Origin of the sequence: Gemmatimonas sp. (assembly GCF_046594945.1) — a bacterium.
Taxonomy (GTDB): Bacteria; Gemmatimonadota; Gemmatimonadetes; order Gemmatimonadales; family Gemmatimonadaceae; genus Gemmatimonas.
In genome coordinates this window covers 64038-83828 of the sequence record NZ_JBKJRB010000143.1, presented here as the reverse complement: position 1 = coordinate 83828, position 19791 = coordinate 64038, and the positions used below count along the sequence as shown (strand labels likewise).

Genomic DNA, 19791 nt, shown 5'->3' with positions numbered 1-19791 from the left:
TCACGGGCGCACGGTACGGGGAGAGGAAGGGGCAGGCGCCGCGTCGAGACGCGAGGCGAGACTCGGAACGTGATTCGGTGCGAACCGCTCGCGCAAGGCGTCGCCGAGGGCATTACAGGCAAGCACGGCGAAGACGGTGGCCATACCGGGGAACAGGGAAAGCCACCATTCGCTCTGGACAACCCCCGCGCCGTCGCGGAGAATCGTCCCCCAACTTGCCTGCGGCGCCTGGATGCCGAGTCCCAGATAGCTGAGTCCTGCCTCCAAGGCGATCGTGCCGGCGACCCCGAAGCTGGCGGTGATCACGAGCGTCGGCAGCAGGTGTGGCAGCAGGTGCCGCCAGAGGAGTCGCGGGCCACGGACACCCATTGCCCGAGCGGCTACGGCGAACTCCCGCGTGCTGAGCGCGTGCAGCTCGTCGGTGATGAGTCGCGCGGCATCGAACCACCCCGTGAAGCCGATCAGCAGCACCAAGGCGGGAAATGACAGCGCGCCCCAGAGCGCACCCACCGCCAGCAGCACCAGCAGGCGCGGGATCGACAACGCGACATCCAGCAGGCGGCGCATGGTGGTATCGACGACGCCACCGACCAATGTCGAGAGCGCGCCGTAGAGCGTGGCGACGACGAGTGACAACGAGACTGACAGGATGGCGAGTGCCAGCGAAACACGTCCGCCATCGAGCACACGGCTCAAGACATCGCGGCTCACGGCATCGGTGCCGAAGGGATGTGCCAGCGACGGGGCCTGACTGCGAAGTGCGATGATGTCGAGCTGCGCATTCGGTGCGTGCGGCGATAGCAGCGGTCCGGCCACGACCACTGCCACGAGCAGCGCGATCAGCACGAAGGCCGGCGAGAGGCGGTCCCTCACGGGCTGCGCAGTCGTGGGTCGGCGATTTCCCGCGCGATGTCGGCGAGGGCCGCACCGCAGGCCGTGAGGGCGCTCCCGAGAATCACGCCGGCGGAGACCACCGGATAGTCGCGGGCTTCGATCGCGCGGATCATGGCGAACCCCATACCGGGCCACGAGAACACTCGCTCCACGAACACGGCCCCGGTGATCAGTGCGGGCAGCATCACGCCGGTCATCGTGATCACCGGCAGCAGCGCGCTGCGCCACGCCTCACGGCGCACGGCCGATTCGGTGAGACCCTTGGCGCGGGCGGTGCGCACGAAGGCCTGGGCCATGCTGTCCTGCATCGCGTTGCGTTGATAGCGCGCAAAGACCGCGACGCCGACCAGTGAGAGCGACGCGAGTGGCAAGACCAGATGACGGAGGCGGTCAAGGAGTTGCTCCCGCGTGTTCATGTAGTCGTACATGTCGCCGGTGATGCCAGTGGCCGGGAGCCAGCGCAGGTAGTGCGCGAAGAGCACCACCAACACCAACGCCAGCCAGAACTCCGGCAGCGAATAGAGGACGAGCAGGGCGGTCGACGTGGCCCGGTCGCGGCGCGACCCTGCGCGCGCGCCCTGCCAGGCGCCGACCAGCATGCCGCCCACGAGACTCACGCTGAGCGCGCATCCCATAAGAAAGAGCGTCCGAGGTAGGGCGTCCGAGAGCACGGCCGCTACCGGACGATGCTGATCGCGCGACCAGCCCAGATCGCCGCGCAGGAGCGACGAAAGCCATCGACCGTACTGCACGGCGATGGAGTCATCGAGCCCGTACTGCGTGCGGATCGTGGCCCGCAGTTCCGGCGAAATGCCTTCACCGAGGGCGGTGGCGGGGTCGCCCGGCGCGAGCTGAAGCAGTACGAAGGCGAGGGTGGCGGCCGCGAAGACGACGGTCGCGCCCTGCGCAACGCGCAGGATCACGCGACGGGCGATGGTGGTCAGGGAGGCGTCCCCAGTCCGATGCGATCGCGATCGATGCGCTGGGCGGGATCGACGCGCCAATCCGCGAGACCGACAAACCAGCCGTCGGCCCGCAGCGGCGTGGTGATGAAGCGACGATGGATCGCCACCGGCGAACGCTGCTCATAAAGCCAGACGGCCGGCACGTCGTCGACAATCTGCTGAAACGCCCGTGCCCAGTAGCGGCGGCTGGTGGACGGATCGAACGTCGTGAGCGCGCTGTCGAGGAGCGCATCGAACACGGGACTATCATATCGGCCGGCGTTGGAGCTCCCCCGTGAGGCCCACGTCTGCATCAGTCCGACCAGCCCTGGGCTTGGCTGCCATGCACCGAGATAGGCATCGAATACATGACTGTCGACGGCATCGCTCCAGGCGTTGTTCTCGAGAACCTGCGGCGTCGCCTTCACGCCGATCGCCCGATATTGCTCCTGCAACAGCACCGCATAGCGTTGCCGCGAGGCGCTGCTGCTGGGGATGAGGATATTGAAGGCGAGCGACACGCCGTCGCGGTCGCGCACGCCGTCGCCGTCGCGGTCGCGCCATCCCGCAGAATCGAGCAGCGCTTTCGCGGTCGCGACGTCGTATGGGAGCTGCTTGAAGGCCGAGGTATCGGGGATCAGCGCGCGCGGAGCAGGCGCCAGCGCGACCATACCCAGCGAATCGAAGACGTTGCGCACGAGTCGCTCACGATCGACGGCCATGTGCAGGGCGCGTCGCACGTGTGGATCGCCGAACAGCACGTTGGGACGCGACGGGTTCTTGCTGTCGCGAAAATTGAATCCAAGGAAGCCGTAGCTCAGCGCGCGGTTGTCGATCAGTCGCAGCGACGGGGTGCGCGCAACCTGCGTCAGATTCTCAGGACGAAGCTGCTCGAGGAAATCCGCTTCGCCGGCAAAAAGCTTCACCGTCGAGGATCCGAAGTCGGGCGCAATGCTCCAGATCACCCGATCAAGCAGCGCCCGCCCGCGTGAGTTCGCCGTATCGGCAATGATCTCGATGCGCTGACCAGGCGCCCACCGCGCAAAACGGAAACGACCCGACCCCACGGGATTGCGTCCGAACGACGCGCTCTCGAGCTTGGCCATGGAAATCGTGTCGAGCAGGTGCGACGGCAACACATACATGTGATACGTGGCGTCATAGAACTGCCGTGGCATGCGCCGCTTGAACCAGAAGACGGCGGTGCGCGGGTCACGGACCGACACCGAGTCGATATTGCCGAGCAGTGATTTCAGTTCGACCACCAGTGAGTCGCTCGTGTAGACGCGGAACGTGTAGCGCACGTCCTCGGCGGTCACGGGCTGCCCGTCGTGCCAACGGGCTAGCGAATCGAGCGCAAAGGCAATGGACAGCGAGTCGGTGGACCAGCTCCATGACGTGGCCAGTCGCGGCTGAAAACCGCGGTCCCCATACGTCTCGAGACCGTCGCCGATCTCGGCGAGGCGATCGAAGATCACGCCGACGATGGCCGCGCCTTGCGTCCCGGAAAGCAGTGGAGGGAACAGCGTGGACGGTTCGGCGGGTACGGTCACGATCAGCGTGCCGCCGGTCTCACCAACCCTATCGGGAGGGGGACACGCGGCGAGTGTGAAGCACAGCAGACTGGCCAGCCAACGGGTGTGCGAGAGGCGCATGAGAGGCGGTAGTCCGTGAAAGACAGATGGGTGGATCATCGAAGCGACCACACGAGGGTACGATGCCCGTCGCTCTCTATCGGCGCCAGAGCCAGTCGTCCTGACCGAGGACGGCGTGATGCGACGCTACCCGCTGCGAAAAGTCACGGGGGGGGACGAAGGGCTCGGGCGACACGGCAAGCGACGAGGCGAGCGACATGGCGAGGGCATCCACCACCACCTCCCAATGGGCCTGCGACGGCGCACAATCCGCCAACGACGCCGCCGGCGGTGGACATGGCAACGGCACGTCGGCCACGGCGGTCAGCCGTGCCTGATCGTCGGCCAGCAAAATGCTGCCGTGCTGGAGGTAGGCGCCGCCTTGCCGCCACACCGCGCTGCCCACGAGCTTTCGGCCGCGTACCATGATCTCGCCGACTGCCGGTCGGTCGAAGCAGACCGGCCCATCGGGCGCGACCGCCGACGCATTGGCGTCCGTGACCAGCTGCGCCGGCACGCCCAGCGACTGCAGCGCGCGCAGCAGGACGTCGTTCACGGCGGCGTACGCCAACCGCCAGGAGAGCTGATCGTCGAGCGGCATCGCTACGCTGTACGTGACTTCGCGCGCGTGCAGCAGCGCGCGACCCCCGGACGGGCGGCGCACCGCGCGAAGGCCCGCGTCGCGCAGCCGAGATGGCGAGAAGCGGCCCTTCGTCCGTTCGTTCCGGCCGAACGAAATGGTCGGACTCTCCCACGCATAGCATCGCCACACGGCGCGATGCTCGGCGCCCGCCAGCTCCAGCAGTGCGCTGTCGATGGCCATGTTCGTGACGCCACCGGCGGCCGTCGAGCGCAGAAACGCCCACTGTCGGGGCATCACGGTGGTCGACGCGCCGCAGGGAGGCGGTCCAGACTGCGCTGTCGCGGCAGCGATTGGGGGCACGACTCGGGAAGCCATCACTGTAGTTAAATTTACAAGGTCACGGGCGAAACGCGCCTCAGTGGCCCCCAACGATTTCACGACGCTTGCACGGGCTTGGCCCGTTTGAGGATGGTCATGGGCACGCGCACCATCTCGTCCGCGCCGGTCGCGGTCGATTCGTTTATTCCGCGTCATCTCGGTCCGAGTGCCGCCGAACAGCAGGCGATGCTCGCCGCGCTCGGCTACGACTCCCTTGATGCATTCATCGACGCCGTCGTGCCGGAAAGCATCCGTTTCCGCGGCACCCTCAACACGGGTCCGGCGCGCAACGAGGCCGAGGTGCTCAGTGCGCTGAAGACGATCGCGTCGCGCAATTCGGTATACCGCTCGTTCATCGGCATGGGGTACTACGGCACGCACACGCCGAACGTGATTCTGCGCAACATCATGGAGAATCCGGCGTGGTACACAGCCTACACGCCGTATCAGGCCGAGATCGCGCAGGGTCGACTCGAGGCGCTGCTGAATTATCAGACGATGGTGATCGACCTCACCGGGCTCGAGATCGCGAACGCCTCGCTGCTGGATGAAGGCACGGCGGCGGCGGAAGCGATGGCGCTCTGCTTTGGCTCGCGCGGCACGGCCACGCGCAACGTGTTCCTGATCGGCAGCGACTGTCATCCGCAGACGATCGCGGTGGTCGAGGCGCGTGCCGCGGCGCGAGGTATTGTGGTGCAGGTGGGCGATCCGCGCGCCTTCGCCTTCAACGACACGGTGTTCGGTATGCTGCTGCAGTATCCGGGCACCGATGGCGCCGTGGTCGACTATCGCGGCCTCTGCGAAGCGGCACACCTCGCCGGCGCGCTGGTCACGGTGGCCAGCGATCTCCTGGCGTTGTGTCTGCTGGCACCCCCGGGAGAGTGGGGCGCCGACATCGTCGTCGGCAACACGCAGCGCTTCGGTGTGCCGATGGGTTACGGTGGACCACATGCCGCATTTTTCGCCACGCGCGACGAATTCAAACGACTGCTTCCGGGTCGTATCATCGGTCTCTCGCGTGATACCGAAGGCAAGCCCGCGCTGCGCATGGCGTTGCAGACGCGCGAGCAGCACATCCGTCGCGAGAAGGCCACCAGCAACGTCTGCACCGCGCAGGTGCTGTTGTCGGTGATGGCGGCGATGTACGCCGTGTACCACGGACCGGACGGTCTCGTGACGATCGCCGAGCGCGTGCATCGCCATGCCGCCACGTTGGCGGCGGGCTTCGAGAAGCTCGGTTTCGCGATCACGCACGAGAATTTCTTTGATACGGTGCGGGTGGAAGTGGGCGCGCATGGTCAGGAAGACATCCTCGCGGCCGCGGCTGCCCATCGCCTAAATCTGCGCGTGCTCGAGCCAGGCACGATTACGGTGGCGCTCGACGAGACGACGACGGAGCGCGATGTCGCCGATCTCTGGACGGTGTTCAACAACAACGCCGCCGTCGACTTTTCGTATGCCGACGTCACTGCCGGCGTGGATACGCGTTACGACGAGCGCTTTCGCCGGGTCTCGCCGTTCCTCACGCATCCCACGTTTCATCGGTATCGCAGCGAGACCGACATGCTGCGGTACATGTATGCGTTGCAGGCGCGCGACTTCTCCCTCGTCCACGGGATGATTCCGCTCGGTTCCTGTACGATGAAGTTGAATGCCACCGCCGAGATGATTCCGGTCACGTGGCCCGAGTTCGGTCAGCTGCATCCGTTCGCGCCCACCGAGCAGGCGCAGGGCTACGCCCAGCTGTTCGACGAACTCGAACATGATCTGGCCGAAGTGACCGGGTTTGCCGGGGTGTCACTGCAGCCGAACGCGGGCTCGCAGGGCGAGTACGCCGGATTGCTGGTGATCCGTGCCTACCACCAGTCGCGCGGCGACGCGCACCGGACGGTGTGTCTCATTCCTCAGTCGGCTCACGGCACGAACCCGGCGAGCGCCGTGATGGCGGGCTTCTCGGTGATCGTGGTGAAGACGGACACCGACGGCAACATCGATGTGGACGATCTGCGTGCCAAGGCGGAGCAGCACACGGCCGATCTCGGTGCGCTGATGGTGACATATCCGAGCACGCACGGGGTGTTCGAAGCGCGCATCAAGGAGATCACGTCGATTATCCATGCGCATGGCGGCCAGGTGTACATGGACGGTGCCAACATGAATGCGATGGTGGGTGTGTCGCGTCCGGGCGATCTCGGGGCCGACGTGTGCCATTTGAACCTGCACAAGACGTTCTGCATTCCGCACGGTGGTGGTGGACCGGGCATGGGTCCGATCGGCGTGGCGCCGCAGCTGGTGCCGTTCCTCCCCACGCATCCGGTGATTGCCACCGGAGGGACGCACGCGATCGGCCCAATCTCGGCGGCACCGTGGGGCAGCGCGAGCATCTTGCCGATCTCCTACGTGTACATCAAACTGATGGGCGGCGAAGGACTCGCCACGGCGACCAAGGTGGCGATTCTGAACGCGAACTACGTGGCGAAGCAGCTCGAGGCGCACTACCCGGTCCTTTATCGCGGACAGAACGGTCTGGTCGCGCACGAGTGCATTCTTGACACGCGCGGCGTGAAGAGCGCGTCGGGAGTGGAAGCGGAAGACATCGCGAAGCGTTTAATGGACTATGGCTTCCATGCGCCGACGCTGTCGTTCCCGGTGGCCGGTACGTTGATGGTGGAGCCCACGGAGAGCGAGTCGAAGGCGGAGCTCGACCGGTTCATCGAGGCGATGATCGGAATTCGCGACGAAATCGCGGCCGTTGAACGCGGTGAAGCGGATCGCGACAACAACGTGCTCAAGCGCGCGCCGCACACGGCCGCGCATGTCACGAGTGACGCGTGGGATCGCCCGTACACCCGTCAGCAGGCGGCCTATCCGACGGCGTTTACGCGCGAGCGGAAGTTCTGGCCGTACGTCGGTCGCGTCGAAAGCGCGTTCGGGGATCGCAACCTGGTCTGCTCGTGTCCGCCGATCGAGTCGTACGCGACGTCGTAAGGTTGGTGTGATGAGTTGGTGCGAACGGCGCGTATGCTTCGGCATGCACGCCGTTTTTGCTATGGGCTATGGGCTATGGGCTATGGGCTGTCGTGCGGCGAGCCGCGGTGGCCGGGCGCGGGTCATCTCCTTCGCGGCTTTCCTGTGGCGGCGGGCGTGGGAGCGCCGCGCGGGGCTTGTGCGCCCGCCACAGAGAACCGCTCAGGGGACGCCCGGCCCGGCCGCCGCTGACGTCCGCGCGGAGTGCGGGGGCGGGGGCCGTGCCCCTGCGCGATCGCCGTGATTCCCGAAAGCTCGCGACGGGATTCCATCCCTCGGCGTGACCACGTCGCGTGGTGGCTGGGGAGTGGCACGTGCGGACCACCGGCGAGTGGGGACTCATCGCGGTCTGGGGTGTGGAACGACGTGGCGGTGCCGGTGTTCGCGGCCGTTGTGAACGGGGCGCACGGCTGGTTGCCCTTCTGCGAGCCCCGCGAGGGGAGTGGGTCCCGAGCGCGGCTCTCGGTGGCGGGCGCGCGAACACGGCGCGGCGTACCCAAGCCCGCCGCCACAGGAACGCCGCGAACGGGAGCCCACGCTCCGACCGGGGCGGTTGCACACGCCCAACCCCCAACCCGGCCGCTACAGCAAAGGGCCCCGAGCAAACTGCCCGGGGCCCCACGCACCACAATCCCGCCCACGCGAAAGAACTACTCGCCCACCACGCTCTTGTACTCGATGGCCGACAGCAGCCCTGCGTCACCGCCGGCCGCGACGCGCACCTTGATCATCCAGCCGTCGCCATACGGGTCCGTGTTGATTAATGCTGGCTCGCCGTCGAGGCGACCATTCGTCTCGACCACTTCGCCGGCCACCGGCATAAACAGCTCCGAGACAGCCTTCACGGCTTCCACGGTGCCGAACACGTCATGCGCGCCATATGTGGCGCCGACCTTCGGCAGTTCGACGTACACGATGTCGCCCAACTCACCCTGCGCGAAATCCGTGATCCCGATGGCCACGATCGAGGTGTCGTCGGTGGAGCGGATGTATTCGTGCTCCTTGGTGTAGCGCAGATCGGCGGGGATGTTCGACACAAGGACTCCAAATGGGGAAAGGGAACGGTCACGATGAAGTATCCGCCGCGGAGCCGCGGAGCGGAAGCGCCTGAATCGTCTGCCACAGCTCGGCGACGCGCGCCGGAAGTTGCGCACTCGGACCATCGTTGTCGATGATCCACGTGGCGCCCGACCGTTTGCGGGCCGACGGCCACTGCGCGTCGATCATGGCCTGTGCCTCGTCACGCGACAATCCGCGGTCGCGAATGAGCCGTTCGAGCCGCTCCGACGCAGGCGCATCGACCAGTATCACGCCGTCGAAGGCATGCTCGAGCCCGACTTCGAAGAGCAGAGGGATGTCGGAAATGACCACCGCGTCGCCGCGCTGCCTGGCGTCGGCCAGCCCCGCATCGCGGAGTCGGCGCACGGCTGGGTGCACGATGGCGTTGAGGGCATCGCGCGCCTCCGCGTCCCGAAACACGCGATGCCGCAGGGCCGGCCGGTCGAGGGTGCCGTCGCCTCGTAGTACTGACGGGCCGAAGCGGTCGCCGATCGCGACGAGGGCCGCCGTTCCAGGGAGCACGGCTTCACGGGCCAACAGGTCGGCATCGATGATCGTCGCCCCGTGGGCAGCCAGCAGCGCCGCCACGGTGCTTTTGCCGCTGGCGATGTTGCCGGTGAGCGCGAGTTGAAGCATGCGGAAACTTACCACCAACGTCAAAGGGCTCCGGAGTTTCCGGAGCCCCGCGAGGCGGTACCTATCGCCGTGGTATTACGCGGCCGCGCTGTCGTGCAGGTCGTCGTCCGACTCCGAGATCTCGCGTCGCTTCTCGCGATTTACGAGCAATTCTTGAATGACCCAGCTCGATCCGCCACGCAGCCGGATTTGATGCGGCGTACAGCCGAGATATCGCTGACAGGTATTCCGGAATGCGCTGCCGGACGGGAAGTCGAGGGCGCTGGCCACGCCGTCGGCGCTGCGCGAGCCGTCTTCGAGCATGCTCGCGGCCACAATCAGGCGTCCCCATGTGAGCAGCTGGTGTGGTGGCGGCAACTCCGCCCCTTCCAACCGCTTCGAGAGGAGGCGGCGCGAGACCGCGATCAGGCGCGCGAGACTGTCCGGCGTCAGGCGCTCGTGTGCCCGGGTTACCGACAGCATCACGGCGTCGCGCACCACGCTGCGCAATCCGGCGAGATGTGGCTTGAGCAGACTCGAGACACTGCGCGCTTCGGCCTGATCCAGAAGCGCCGCGAGCATCTGCGGCGTATCCGTTTCTTCGGCCACCACGAGCACATCGATGCCGCAACGACCGGCGTCGAACATGTCCTTGGCTCGCTCACGCGTCATGTCCACGTAGGCCACCAGGGCCGCTCGAGGCACACGAACGCGCAGCTGGCGCACCCGTTCGAAATCCGCGCGGCCGTCGACATACAGATCGAAGACCACCACGTTGATTGGCCCACGCTCGCAAGCGCGGGTCAGAGACGTCCAGTCCTCGCAAGGCACGAACCGATAACGGTCCCGCGCGGCGGTACGTAGCCGTGCGAGCCGGGGCTCGTGTGCGAGGAGCGTCGCGATTACACCCATGCGACGATCCGTTCGGGGAAGAGGGGACTTGACACTGACATCAGCCCAAAGACGCGGCGGGCCAGGAAATCGTCACTATCCGTTTTGGGAACGGCCGGACGCGCACTGACGGTAGCGCCGACGCGCTTACATTTCCCTCGACCGTCGCCAGCCACGACGGCCGCTGTCGAGCGCGTCCGCACTGTACCCTCCGACTCTCTCGTGTCCTCCGCCCTACTCCTCACGGCCCTCATGGCCCTCGACGATGTCCTGCTTGTGACCGACGAGCAGGGGCGGATCCTCGATGCGAATGCGGCCGCCGGTACGCTGCTGGGATGTCCGACCGATGCGCTTCGAGGACAGCTCCTTCCCGAGTGCGCGAAGCACATGGGCGGCGGGACACTGTCGGTGTGGATTGAAGGCGCGCTGCGGTCCCCCGGCGGGCCGTCAGTGGAAGTCGCCGTCGGGGACGGCGCCCGCGCGCGGGTGTGGGAAGCCCGGCTGATCGCCGGGACGGCTGCCGACAGCGTATCCGGTCCGATGTCATTCCGCACGGTACAGCTGCGCGACGTGACGGCGCGCGTGCAGTTGGCGCGTCAGGCTGGGCGGCATGAGGCGCGCCTCCTGATGCTCACGGAGCACATGCACGAGATGGCATTCATCCTCCGGGTCGAAGCCCCGGGGGTGTATCGGTGCGAGTGGGTGAACGCGGCGTCTGTCGTCGCCATCGGCTTCGACGCGGGGCAGCTGGTGGGACGTCTACCGCAGGAGGTCTTTCCGCCAGCGGAAGCGGCGCTGATGCAGTCGCGGTGCGAGGACGTCATCGCCGCCCGCGCGCCGATTGCCTCTCGCGAGGTCGTGACGTTCAACGGCCGGCGTCTGGTGCTCGAGATCCGTCTCAGTGCGATTCGCGACGCCGACGGGATCGCCACCCATGTCCTGGTGCTTGCCCGCAACGTCACCGACGACGTGACCGTATCGGAGGCACTGCGCGAGTCGGAGAATCGGCTGCGCGGCGTGATCGACGCCGGCCTTGATGCATTCGTGATCGCCCGCGCCCATCGCGAGGCCGACGGCACGATTGTTCGCTTCGAAATTCTGGATGTCAATGCGCGGGCGGCCGACATGGTGAGCCGAAGTCGCGAAGAGCTGCTCGGTCTTTCGTTGATGGAGGTGTTCCCCAACAGCCGTGACTGGAATTTGTGGGAGCAGTGTTGCGCTGTGCTCATCACCGGCCACGCGCTGGAAACCACGCAGCATGCGCCGGTGGTCGGACAGTCGCTCCGCTGGCTGCAGCGTCAACTCGTGCCCGTTCCTGGCGACGCAGTCGCGATCGCCTCGCGAGACATTACGCCCCGACAGCTCGAACGGCTGGCGCTCGAGGAAAGTGAAGCGCGGCATCGTGCGCTGTTCGAGAACAACGGCGCGGTACAGTTGCTGGTCGACATCGAAACCGCGCGCATCGTCGATGTGAATCCGGCAGCGGTCACGTTCTACGGCTGGCCGCGCGACACGATGTGCGCGATGTATGTCACGGACCTCGAAGCCGTGGCCCTCGATCATTGGCGTGATACCACGTCGGCGATCGCGGTCGGCACGGGACGTCGTGTGCCGCGCGAGCACCGCGTCGCCAACGGGGAGCCGCGCCAAGTCGAAGCGTTCATGGGTGTCGTCGCGATCGCCGGGCGTCGCGTGCTGCATATCATTATCCAGGATACCACCGATCGCGTCCGCGCTGAACGGCAGCTCGGCGAATCGGACGCGCGCTTTCGCGCCGTCATCGCGGGCATGCAGGAAGGCGTCGTGCTGCACGATGACACCGGGGCTATTCGGGCCTACAACCCGAGTGCCGAACGCATTCTTGGGCTGTCGGGTGCGCAGTTGCTGGGGCTCAAACCGGTCGATCGCGACTGGAACGCGGTGCATGAGGACGGCACGCCGTGGCCTCCGGAGACCCATCCCGCGCTTATCGCACTGCAGACAGGCCGGAGTCAGCCGCGGGCGCTGATGGGCGTGCAGCGAGGCGATGGAACGTTCGGCTGGTTGAACGTCACCGCCGATCCGCTCGTCCGCTTGGGCGAACAGCGGCCGTATGCCTCAGTGGCAGTCTTCGCCGACGTGACTGATGCGCGGAGCGCCGAGGAGCGTCTTCGGCAGGCGCAGAAGCTCGAGGCGGTCGGTCAGCTCGCCGGCGGCATCGCGCACGACTTCAACAACCTGCTCACGGTCATTCGTGGCTCCACGGGGTTCCTGCGCGAGAGCGTCGGCCCGACGTCGCCCTACGCCGAAGACCTCGACGCGATCGAGCGCGCCACGGAGCGGGCCGAAGCGCTCACGCGCCGCCTGCTCACCGTGGGGCGTCGCCAGTTGCTGCGCGCCGAGTCGGTCGAGCTCAACGCGCTGATGCGTGATCAGCTGCCCAGCATCCGCGATGGAATCCCGCGGTCGATCGTCGTGCGACTCGATCTGAGCGAAACGCCCGTCATCGCCGTCGTCGATCGGCCCCGACTGCTCGATGCCCTTCGCGCGCTCGTGGACAATGGGCGCGCCTCCATGATCGCCAAACGGGAGGGCGGCACACTGACGGTGGCGACCGCGGTCGTGATGAGGCGGCATCCGCAGGCACTGGCCGCCGACGCGCCGCGACCATTCGCGCTCCTGTCGGTTTCCGATACGGGCACCGGCATGCGCGAGGACCTCACAGCGCGTCTCTTCGAACCGTTCTTTTCGACGCAGGAGTTCGGCGCGAACAAGGGGATGGGGCTCGCGTCGGTGCACGGCCTCGTGCATCAGAGTCGCGGCTTCATCGAGTGCGAGTCCGCGGCCGGTGAAGGGACCACGCTCCGTTTGTTTTTTCCGGTGGCGCTGGTGCCCGAACCACGTGTCACGCCCCTGTCCTCCCCGCCTATCGCCTCGAACGTCACGCCGCGCGATGTCCCGACGACAAGACCGATCGCCCCACCGGCAGCTCGCAGCATCCTGCTCGTCGACGACGATCCGATGCTGCTCGATCTTGGTCGGCGCCTGCTGGAGAAGATGGGACACGCCGTGGTGGTGGCGCCCTCGGCGCAGCATGCGCTGGACGTGCTGGAGGCGCACGCCGCCGCCGTCTCGCTGATGATCACCGATCTGACGATGCCCGGGATGAACGGCCTCGAACTGATGGAGGCCGTTGCCGCCCGGTATCCGACGATGCCGATGGTGGCCGTCAGCGGTTACAGCGTGAATCCGGGTGCACGCGCGGCGATCGAGGCGCGACGCGTGCCTTTTGTGAGCAAGCCGTTCACCAGTGGGCAGCTCGCCGACGCCATGGCGCTGGCCCTCGCACGCGCGGCGGACTGACGCGCGCGCTTTATAGCAGCTGCTGTTGTCCTTCGGTGGGCCGCGGGACAATGTGGCAGGCGCGGCACCGTGCTTCGTAGGAGTCGGCTGCACCAACCATGATCGTGGGCGAGTCGAACGGCGCGGGTTTGCCGCCGATCAGTCGCTGATTGCGACTGGCCGGCGACCCGCACAGCACGCAGATCGCGTGCAGCTTGTCAACCATTTCGGCGACCGCCATGAGCTGCGGCATTGGACCGAATGGTTCGCCACGGAAATCACTGTCGATGCCGGCGAGAATGACCCGCCGCCCGCGATCGGCCAGACTCGACGCCACTTGCACGATCCCCGCATCGAGGAACTGCGCCTCGTCGATGGCGATCACCTGCGCCATCGGATCGAGACGCAGCAGAATCTGCGATGAGGAGTCGACCGGAATCGCCTCGAAGGTACGCCGATCATGGCTGGAGACATTCCACAGCCCGGCGTACCGGTCGTCGAGATGTGACTTGAAGACCTGAACGCGCTTGCGGGCGATGGTTGCCCGCCGCACGCGCCGCAACAGCTCTTCAGTCTTGCCGCTGAACATCGAGCCAGCAACGACTTCCATCCACCCTCCGGAAACCTGAAAGCTGCTGCTCATGCTCAGCTCTCGCTGCTCCCGTCGGTATTCGGACGCGGCTTCCGACTCGCATTCTGCATGCGGGCGCCACGCTCAGACCATTCGGCTCGACCTTCTGCGCGCTCATGCACCGGACGGTCGCCGAACGCACGACGCTCGTCGTCGGCGCGCGGCGGACGGTCGTTGCCACCATGTGGTGGGCCACCACGACCTTCCGAAGCCGCTCCACGGTCACCACCGAACGACGGGCGGGTCGGGCGGTCTCCACGATCGGAACTGCGGGGCGGACGGTCTCCGGCATCGCGACGTGGCGGGCCAAATGTGCGCTCGCTACGCGGACCACGCGATCCGCGGTCGCCACCGCGGTCGCCACCGCGATCGCCACCGCGCGGCGCATCACCACTTCGCTCGTCGATGCGGGCGCTGAGACGACGGCCACGGAGCGACACCGAACTCAGGGCCAGCACGGCCTTGGCGGCGTCGACGGCGTTGAGCTCGACAATCGCATGTGACTCGAACAACTCGACCTGTCCGATGCGGTCGCCCGGAATGCCCGCTTCGTTGGCTACGGCGCCGACGATGTCGCCGACGCGCACGCCATCACGTTTGCCGGCGGCCAGGAATACGCGCTGCTTGCCATCAACGCCCGGCGCATCCGGTTTGTGGCCAGCGGCGAGCGGTGTGCGCACCGGACCAGCAGTAGTTGCCTTGGTCCGCGCCGTCACCAGATCGCGACGCGCGCCTTCATACAAGCGCAGCGCGGCAGCCGCAATTTCGAGCGAGTCGTGCGTCTCCAGCAACGGTGCGAGCAACGCCATCTCACTCGCCGACGTGCCACCCGAATTCGCGAGCGTGCTGCGCAACGCGGCGCGCAGCGCCTGCACGCGGCTCTCGGCATTGGCTTTGCGCGCGGCCGGTGTCCATGCTTCCGCCAGACCGGCCGTCATGCGACGGAAGGCGGCCAGTTCGTCGGCCAGCAGCAGCGCGACGGCGTCCACCGGGCGTGCGGCGAGCGCTTCCACCAGCGCGTCGTAGGACACTGGCGACTCCCAGAGCACCACAAGCGCGACGTGCTGCGAGGTGGCTTGGCGCACGACCTGCACATTCAGTCCATCAACCGCCATCCCGATGCGCGTGATGGCCGCCTGTGCCTCGCGCCGTCCCGCGTCGGTGGTGGCGACGACCACGACCGACGGCGGATCGACTTCATCGAGGATCGCCCGCAACGCATCGGCGCGGCCCGAGGCCGACGTGATCACGAAGCTCGGCGTCATCGCGAGCGGGGCGTCACCGGACAGCATCGGCGTGAGTCGACGGGCGCGACGCATCTGCGCTTCGAGGAATGCCTCGATCTCGTCCGACTCGCTGTCGATCGTACCGACGCGCATCATGTCTTCCGGCGAATCGCCAAGCAGCGCCTGCAGGGTGTCGCTCATCTTGTCGGCGAGGATTTCGTCGAGGCTGAATACGACCAGCACCTGCAGCTGCTGCAGATCGATGGCGGCTTCCTTACGCAGCGCCAGGAGGTCAGAGACGGTTCCGGTGACCACGGCCACCGGACCGGCGGCGAGCACGCGACGGGCGCGGGTGGCGGAGGTGACCGGTACGACCCGCAGGCTGTCGTCGGCCAGCAGCAGGCGCGCCTGTTCGGCGGCGCTGAGTGCCTGTTCGACCGTTGGGGTGATCACCAGGCAGGCCGGCGCGGCCACGCCCTGCATCCGACGGCTGCGTTCGATCCCCGGACGCATGGCGGCGGTCATCATCCGCAGATCTGCGGGTCCTTGCAGCACTACGTGCTGGCTCCGCGTCGCCCCAGGCGACGTCTCTTCCCGTTCTTGCTCGCCCACGCCCCACCCCATCGATTGTCGGTCAGCCTGGCCGCCCAACGGCCAGTGATTGTCGCGCCCCTGTGGCGCACAGCGCACCTGCACCCGCGTAGCGCACCTGCCCCGCGTAGCGCACCTCTGGTGGGCGCGCTTAATTGCGTCGTGTTCGCTGCATCCTGCTGTGGTCGCCCGCCGCCCTGCGACGGAACGCACCCCCGGGCCTGCGACGCGCCCAGCAGTGGAAGCTATCCCGTTCCGGCCCCGAACTGCAGGGGGTTCGGCGAGTTTCCATTGGCATCCACCTCCGTTCCGCGCCTCCATCATGACTCTGGTCTTCCAGCCGTCCGCCAACATCGCCCGACTCAAGGAATCCGCGACGCTGGCGGTAGCTGCCAAGGCCAGGGCGCTCAAGGCAGCTGGTCAGGCGATCATCGACCTTGGCGCCGGGGAGCCTGATTTTGACACGCCCGCCTTCATTCGGCACGCGGCCAGCACCGCCATCGAAGCGGGCGCGACACGGTACACGAACACCGAAGGCATTCTGCCGCTTCGTGAAGCGATCGCGGCCGACGCCAACCGGCTGCTGGCGCACGGGGCGCCGATCACCGCCGCCGAAGTCGTGGTGTCGAACGGCTCCAAGCAGTCGCTCTACAACGCCTGCGTGTGCTGCTTCGGCCCCGGCGACGAGGTGTTGATTCCGACGCCGGCCTGGACCAGCTACTACGAAATGATCGAGCTGGCACGCGCCGTGTCCGTGCCGGTGTTCGGCGACGAAGCCAACGACCTCAAGGTGACGGTCGACCAGCTGGCGGCCGCCGCCACGCCGCGCACCAAGGGGCTGATGCTGAACTCGCCCAGTAACCCCACCGGTGCGGTGTATACCCGCGACGAACTCACGGCGATTCTCGATCTCGCGGTGAAGAAGGGCTGGTGGGTTCTTGCCGACGAGATCTATCTGCGTATCGCGTACGAGGGCGGCGCCCAATCGGCCCTTGAAGTCACGAAGACCCGCGAGAATCTGATCGTCATCAACGGTGTCGCGAAGGCGTATGCCATGACGGGATGGCGCATCGGCTGGTCGATCGCTCCGTTGGCTGTCTCGAAGGCGATGACGGCGTTTCAGTCGCACACGACGTCGAATGCGGCGGCGGTGTCGCAGCACGCCGCGCTCGCCGCGCTGGCGCGACAAGTCGAAGCCGACGAGGCCGTGAACCACATGGTCAACGAATTCCGTTCGCGCCGCGATGCCGTGGTGGCGGCGCTCGCCGCCTTCCCGACGGTGCGGTATGTCCATCCGGCCGGTGCGTTTTACCTGTACATCAACGTGGCCGGCTTCCGCGGCGCCGCCGATGCGGGCGCGGCCTTTGCCGCGGCCGTGCTCGAGGAGCACCAGGTGGTGGTTGTGCCGGGCAGTGCGTTCCTCACTCCCGATTGGATTCGCGCGAGCTATGCCACCACCGAGTCGATCGCCGTCGAAGGCGTGACCCGCATCGCCCGTTGCTTCACCGGCGCCTGAACGGGCGTCCCGAACAGGCGTCCCGAACAGGCGTCCCGAACGGACCACCGCGACTCTTTCACGTTCCCGAGGCGATCATGATCACCACTATCGTGCTGGTGCAGGCTGATCCGAAGACCATCCCCGCGTGTGCGACCGCCTTGGCCGGCATCGAGGGCGTCAGTGAGGTGTACTCGGTGTCGGGCGCTTGGGACCTCGTGGCGATCGTGCGCGTTCCCGATCTCGAGCGCATCGCCACCGTGGTTACCGAGGAGTTTGCCAAAGTGCCCGGCATCGTCCGCACGCAAACGCTCACGGCGTTCCGCGCCTACAGCCGCAACGATCTCGAACAGGCGTGGGACATCGGGGTCGAGTAGTCGACCCCGAGCATTTACGCGTGGCAGCGCTGCCGTTCGTTGCGCAGCAGTTCGCGCCACGCCTCCGCTTCGTAGCGCAGCACGATCGTGTACAGGGGCGCCCCCGTGATTTTGAGTCCGAAGAACAGCTCCGACTTGCCGTCGTCGTCCACGTCGATGTGGTCGAGATACCGATAGCGTGGCGGTGACAGCTTGTTGCCCAGGGTGGAGTAGGTGAAGGTCGGCTTGTAACCGTACACGCCCTTGTCCAGCACCACCACGAGATGACGGGGACGGGCGCCCATCTGGCGCACGCTATCGGCCACCACTTCGGGATCGTCGTACACCACGACGATCGTGGGCCGCAGGCCATTGCCCGTCTCGGCGACATACACGTCGCGCTGATAGCGCGGCAGCATGGACATCGAGATCCCGGCCGCCGGTGCGATCAGGGTGGGAATCGCATCGATCGCCGTTTGTAGTTCGCCTGCCGACAGCGGCGTGACCGGCTTGAGCGGCGGGCGGTTGCCGCTCGTAAAGAAGTTGACGCCCTCAGGGAGCGCCGCCAGCGCGCCGGGGAGAATGATGGAGCAGCCGCGGATCGTGTCGAGGGGCGCGCCCTCCCACATGCCGCGCGTCGAAGTCACAGGTGCTTGTGCCCGCCCACCGCGATACGGCGTGAGCGATTTCCCGGCAGACAGATAATCGAGATCGAACGAGCGCCAGCCGCGATCGCTCAAGGTGAGCAACCGGAAGCCCTGCGGTCCCATCGTGGCCAGCGGTACGATACGCGGTCCGGCGCTGTCGCGCGTCACACGGAACAGCACCTCCGGATGACTGGCGAGCAAGGTACTATCGCCCTGCCAGACCGGATCCCCTTGATCGGCTCTGAGCGCGTTCTTGACCCGCTCTGTGGTGTCGCAGGCCGCCCCGAGGAACGCGAGCCCCAGGGGAAGGGCACGAAGGGCCACGCCGCGGACTCGCGGGGTGGCGATGGCAAAAGGTCGGAAGAGTCTCACACGGTGAGTTTCGTGGACCGAGGCGCCGAAGTCCACCACCGGAGTCGACTCGCCGACTGATTGTCTGCGGGCGCCCGTCCCGCTAGCGTGCCCCACGTGACTGACGAACGCGTTCCCGCCGATACCTCGCTTCGTGGCGCCCTCCGCGCGCTCCGCGGGCTGTTCGGCGACGGAGCGCTCGCGGCGGCTGGCAGCGGACCCGCGCTCGAACGGATTGCCATGCGCAGCGATCCGCCGTCGGTGGCGCCGTGCGTGTTGCTGGAGGGGCCGGGAGCGCGCCCGATCGAAGTACCAGCCGATCCGCTGGTCGTCGCGTTTCTGGATGGCGTCCAGCGCAGTCGCGTGGTTGGCTACCACTCCGGTTCGCCGCTCATTTACGCCTCGGTGGCGGCCGCTGTCCGCGCGCGCGTGGCGCGTCGACTCGAGAGCTGGTGCGACCCGCGTGTCCGTCGGGCGCTCTACGCATCGCGCGGAAGGCTCGGGGAGCCGGCGTGGAACCAACTGGTGGAAAGCGGGGTCCCCGTGGTGGATATCACCGCCGACCTGACCGCCGACGCAATTCCGGTACATCCTTTGGCGCTCCGAGCCCGAGCGCTCGACCTGGTGGCACTGGAGCGGGAAGGGCTCGAACGTCGACTCGCGGCCGACTGGTGTCGCCGAGAATCGCGATGGCTGTGGATCGACGGCGGTATTTCCGGTAATCTGGCGGTGGACGAACGCGCGACGGCATTCGGCGTGGTGAAATCACATACGACGCTGTACGGCAGCGCGGAGCAGGTAGCATCCGTGCTCGCGCTCGCCGAGGCGGAGCGATCGCCGGCCTTCCTCGTCGGGCATCGTCCACGGCGTGCGGTGGCGAGTTGGTATCTGCGTCTCCGCACCGCCGCCGGCGGTGATCCGCTACACGGATTGGTGCGCGTGGAAATTTCTCCGCCCGCCGATATGCTCGACCCAGAGCACATCACCGACGATGCGCGCGCGCGATTCACCGCGCACTGTGATCGTATCGCTGGCGGTATTCTCGCCGAGCGGGCCCCGCTCTCCCGTCCCGATCCGAGGTGGGATACCCTCACCTACGGCATTCATGCTTGTGAGATGTATCTCGATGCCCTTGTCGGAATCTGACC

15 protein-coding genes are annotated in these 19791 nt (G+C 66.8%); 5 read left to right on the top strand and 10 right to left on the bottom strand.

Going from position 1 to position 19791, the window contains the following annotated elements:
- The 4 genes from ACLL97_RS17500 to ACLL97_RS17485 all read right to left on the bottom strand — a co-directional run bounded on the left by ACLL97_RS17500 (position 1) and on the right by ACLL97_RS17485 (position 4415).
- The gene (locus ACLL97_RS17500; protein ID WP_411281765.1) at positions 1 to 873 is read right to left on the bottom strand and encodes an ABC transporter permease; all 873 of its coding nucleotides are present in this window, start codon (positions 871 to 873) and stop codon (positions 1 to 3) included.
- Entirely contained in the window at positions 870 to 1817 is a 948-nt protein-coding gene (locus ACLL97_RS17495; RefSeq protein ID WP_411281764.1) for an ABC transporter permease, read from the bottom strand. Before ACLL97_RS17495 ends, ACLL97_RS17500 begins: the two co-directional genes overlap by 4 nt.
- Before the next feature lie 17 nt (positions 1818 to 1834).
- Positions 1835 to 3493 carry a peptide ABC transporter substrate-binding protein gene (locus ACLL97_RS17490; protein ID WP_411281763.1) on the bottom strand — a complete coding sequence of 553 codons (1659 nt, stop codon included), beginning with the start codon at positions 3491 to 3493 and terminating at the stop codon, positions 1835 to 1837.
- A 76-nt stretch (positions 3494 to 3569) separates the two neighbouring features.
- Positions 3570 to 4415: a biotin/lipoate A/B protein ligase family protein gene (locus ACLL97_RS17485; protein WP_411281762.1), complete on the bottom strand. Its 846-nt coding sequence runs from the start codon at positions 4413 to 4415 to the stop codon at positions 3570 to 3572.
- 108 nt (positions 4416 to 4523) lie between these two features.
- Between ACLL97_RS17485 and gcvP the strand changes: the two genes are divergently transcribed.
- Positions 4524 to 7421, top strand: a complete 2898-nt coding sequence (gene gcvP, locus ACLL97_RS17480; RefSeq protein ID WP_411281761.1) for an aminomethyl-transferring glycine dehydrogenase — start codon at positions 4524 to 4526, stop codon at positions 7419 to 7421.
- A gap of 689 nt (positions 7422 to 8110) precedes the next feature.
- Here the strand turns inward: gcvP and gcvH are convergent.
- The 3 genes from gcvH to ACLL97_RS17465 form a co-directional block, all read right to left on the bottom strand.
- On the bottom strand, positions 8111 to 8497 hold the full coding sequence (gene gcvH, locus ACLL97_RS17475) for a glycine cleavage system protein GcvH (RefSeq protein WP_411281760.1): 387 nt from the start codon (positions 8495 to 8497) through the stop codon (positions 8111 to 8113).
- 28 nt (positions 8498 to 8525) lie between these two features.
- On the bottom strand, positions 8526 to 9155 hold the full coding sequence (gene coaE / locus ACLL97_RS17470; protein ID WP_411281759.1) for a dephospho-CoA kinase: 630 nt from the start codon (positions 9153 to 9155) through the stop codon (positions 8526 to 8528).
- A 75-nt stretch (positions 9156 to 9230) separates the two neighbouring features.
- Positions 9231 to 9908, bottom strand: a complete 678-nt coding sequence (locus tag ACLL97_RS17465) for a helix-turn-helix domain-containing protein (RefSeq protein WP_411281758.1) — start codon at positions 9906 to 9908, stop codon at positions 9231 to 9233.
- Between the two features lie 339 nt (positions 9909 to 10247).
- Here ACLL97_RS17465 and ACLL97_RS17460 point away from each other — a divergent pair, with 339 nt between their 5' ends.
- Entirely contained in the window at positions 10248 to 13367 is a 3120-nt protein-coding gene (locus ACLL97_RS17460; RefSeq protein ID WP_411281757.1) for a PAS domain S-box protein, read from the top strand.
- Between the two features lie 10 nt (positions 13368 to 13377).
- Here the strand turns inward: ACLL97_RS17460 and ACLL97_RS17455 are convergent, their stop codons facing one another.
- Complete coding sequence (locus tag ACLL97_RS17455) at positions 13378 to 13989, bottom strand: thymidine kinase (protein WP_411281756.1); 612 nt, start codon at positions 13987 to 13989, stop codon at positions 13378 to 13380.
- A gap of 2 nt (positions 13990 to 13991) precedes the next feature.
- Entirely contained in the window at positions 13992 to 15731 is a 1740-nt protein-coding gene (locus ACLL97_RS17450) for a DbpA RNA binding domain-containing protein (RefSeq protein WP_411281755.1), read from the bottom strand.
- 385 nt (positions 15732 to 16116) lie between these two features.
- Between ACLL97_RS17450 and ACLL97_RS17445 the strand changes: the two genes are divergently transcribed.
- Together ACLL97_RS17445 and ACLL97_RS17440 are read left to right on the top strand one after the other, a co-directional pair.
- A complete protein-coding gene (locus ACLL97_RS17445; RefSeq protein ID WP_411281754.1) occupies positions 16117 to 17310 on the top strand; it encodes a pyridoxal phosphate-dependent aminotransferase in 1194 nt (397 codons plus the stop codon).
- 77 nt (positions 17311 to 17387) lie between these two features.
- The gene (locus ACLL97_RS17440) at positions 17388 to 17666 is read left to right on the top strand and encodes an Lrp/AsnC ligand binding domain-containing protein (protein ID WP_309670718.1); all 279 of its coding nucleotides are present in this window, start codon (positions 17388 to 17390) and stop codon (positions 17664 to 17666) included.
- 14 nt (positions 17667 to 17680) lie between these two features.
- On the opposite strand, the gene ACLL97_RS17435 is transcribed toward ACLL97_RS17440, so the two are convergent.
- Positions 17681 to 18616: a hypothetical protein gene (locus tag ACLL97_RS17435; protein ID WP_411281753.1), complete on the bottom strand. Its 936-nt coding sequence runs from the start codon at positions 18614 to 18616 to the stop codon at positions 17681 to 17683.
- A 144-nt stretch (positions 18617 to 18760) separates the two neighbouring features.
- On the opposite strand from ACLL97_RS17435, the gene ACLL97_RS17430 reads away from it, so the two are divergent.
- Complete coding sequence (locus tag ACLL97_RS17430) at positions 18761 to 19789, top strand: hypothetical protein (RefSeq protein WP_411281752.1); 1029 nt, start codon at positions 18761 to 18763, stop codon at positions 19787 to 19789.
- Positions 19790 to 19791 lie beyond the last annotated feature (2 nt).

What these genes read in the sequence shown, in the direction of transcription:
- ACLL97_RS17490 (WP_411281763.1), bottom strand. Translation starts at nt 3,493, where the DNA reads ATGCGCCTCTCGCACACCCGTTGGCTGGCCAGTCTGCTGTGCTTCACA.
- gcvP (WP_411281761.1), top strand. Translation starts at nt 4,524, where the DNA reads ATGGTCATGGGCACGCGCACCATCTCGTCCGCGCCGGTCGCGGTCGAT.
- coaE (WP_411281759.1), bottom strand. Translation starts at nt 9,155, where the DNA reads ATGCTTCAACTCGCGCTCACCGGCAACATCGCCAGCGGCAAAAGCACC.
- ACLL97_RS17455 (WP_411281756.1), bottom strand. Translation starts at nt 13,989, where the DNA reads ATGAGCAGCAGCTTTCAGGTTTCCGGAGGGTGGATGGAAGTCGTTGCT.
- ACLL97_RS17450 (WP_411281755.1), bottom strand. Translation starts at nt 15,731, where the DNA reads ATGATGACCGCCGCCATGCGTCCGGGGATCGAACGCAGCCGTCGGATG.
- ACLL97_RS17445 (WP_411281754.1), top strand. Translation starts at nt 16,117, where the DNA reads ATGACTCTGGTCTTCCAGCCGTCCGCCAACATCGCCCGACTCAAGGAA.
- ACLL97_RS17440 (WP_309670718.1), top strand. Translation starts at nt 17,388, where the DNA reads ATGATCACCACTATCGTGCTGGTGCAGGCTGATCCGAAGACCATCCCC.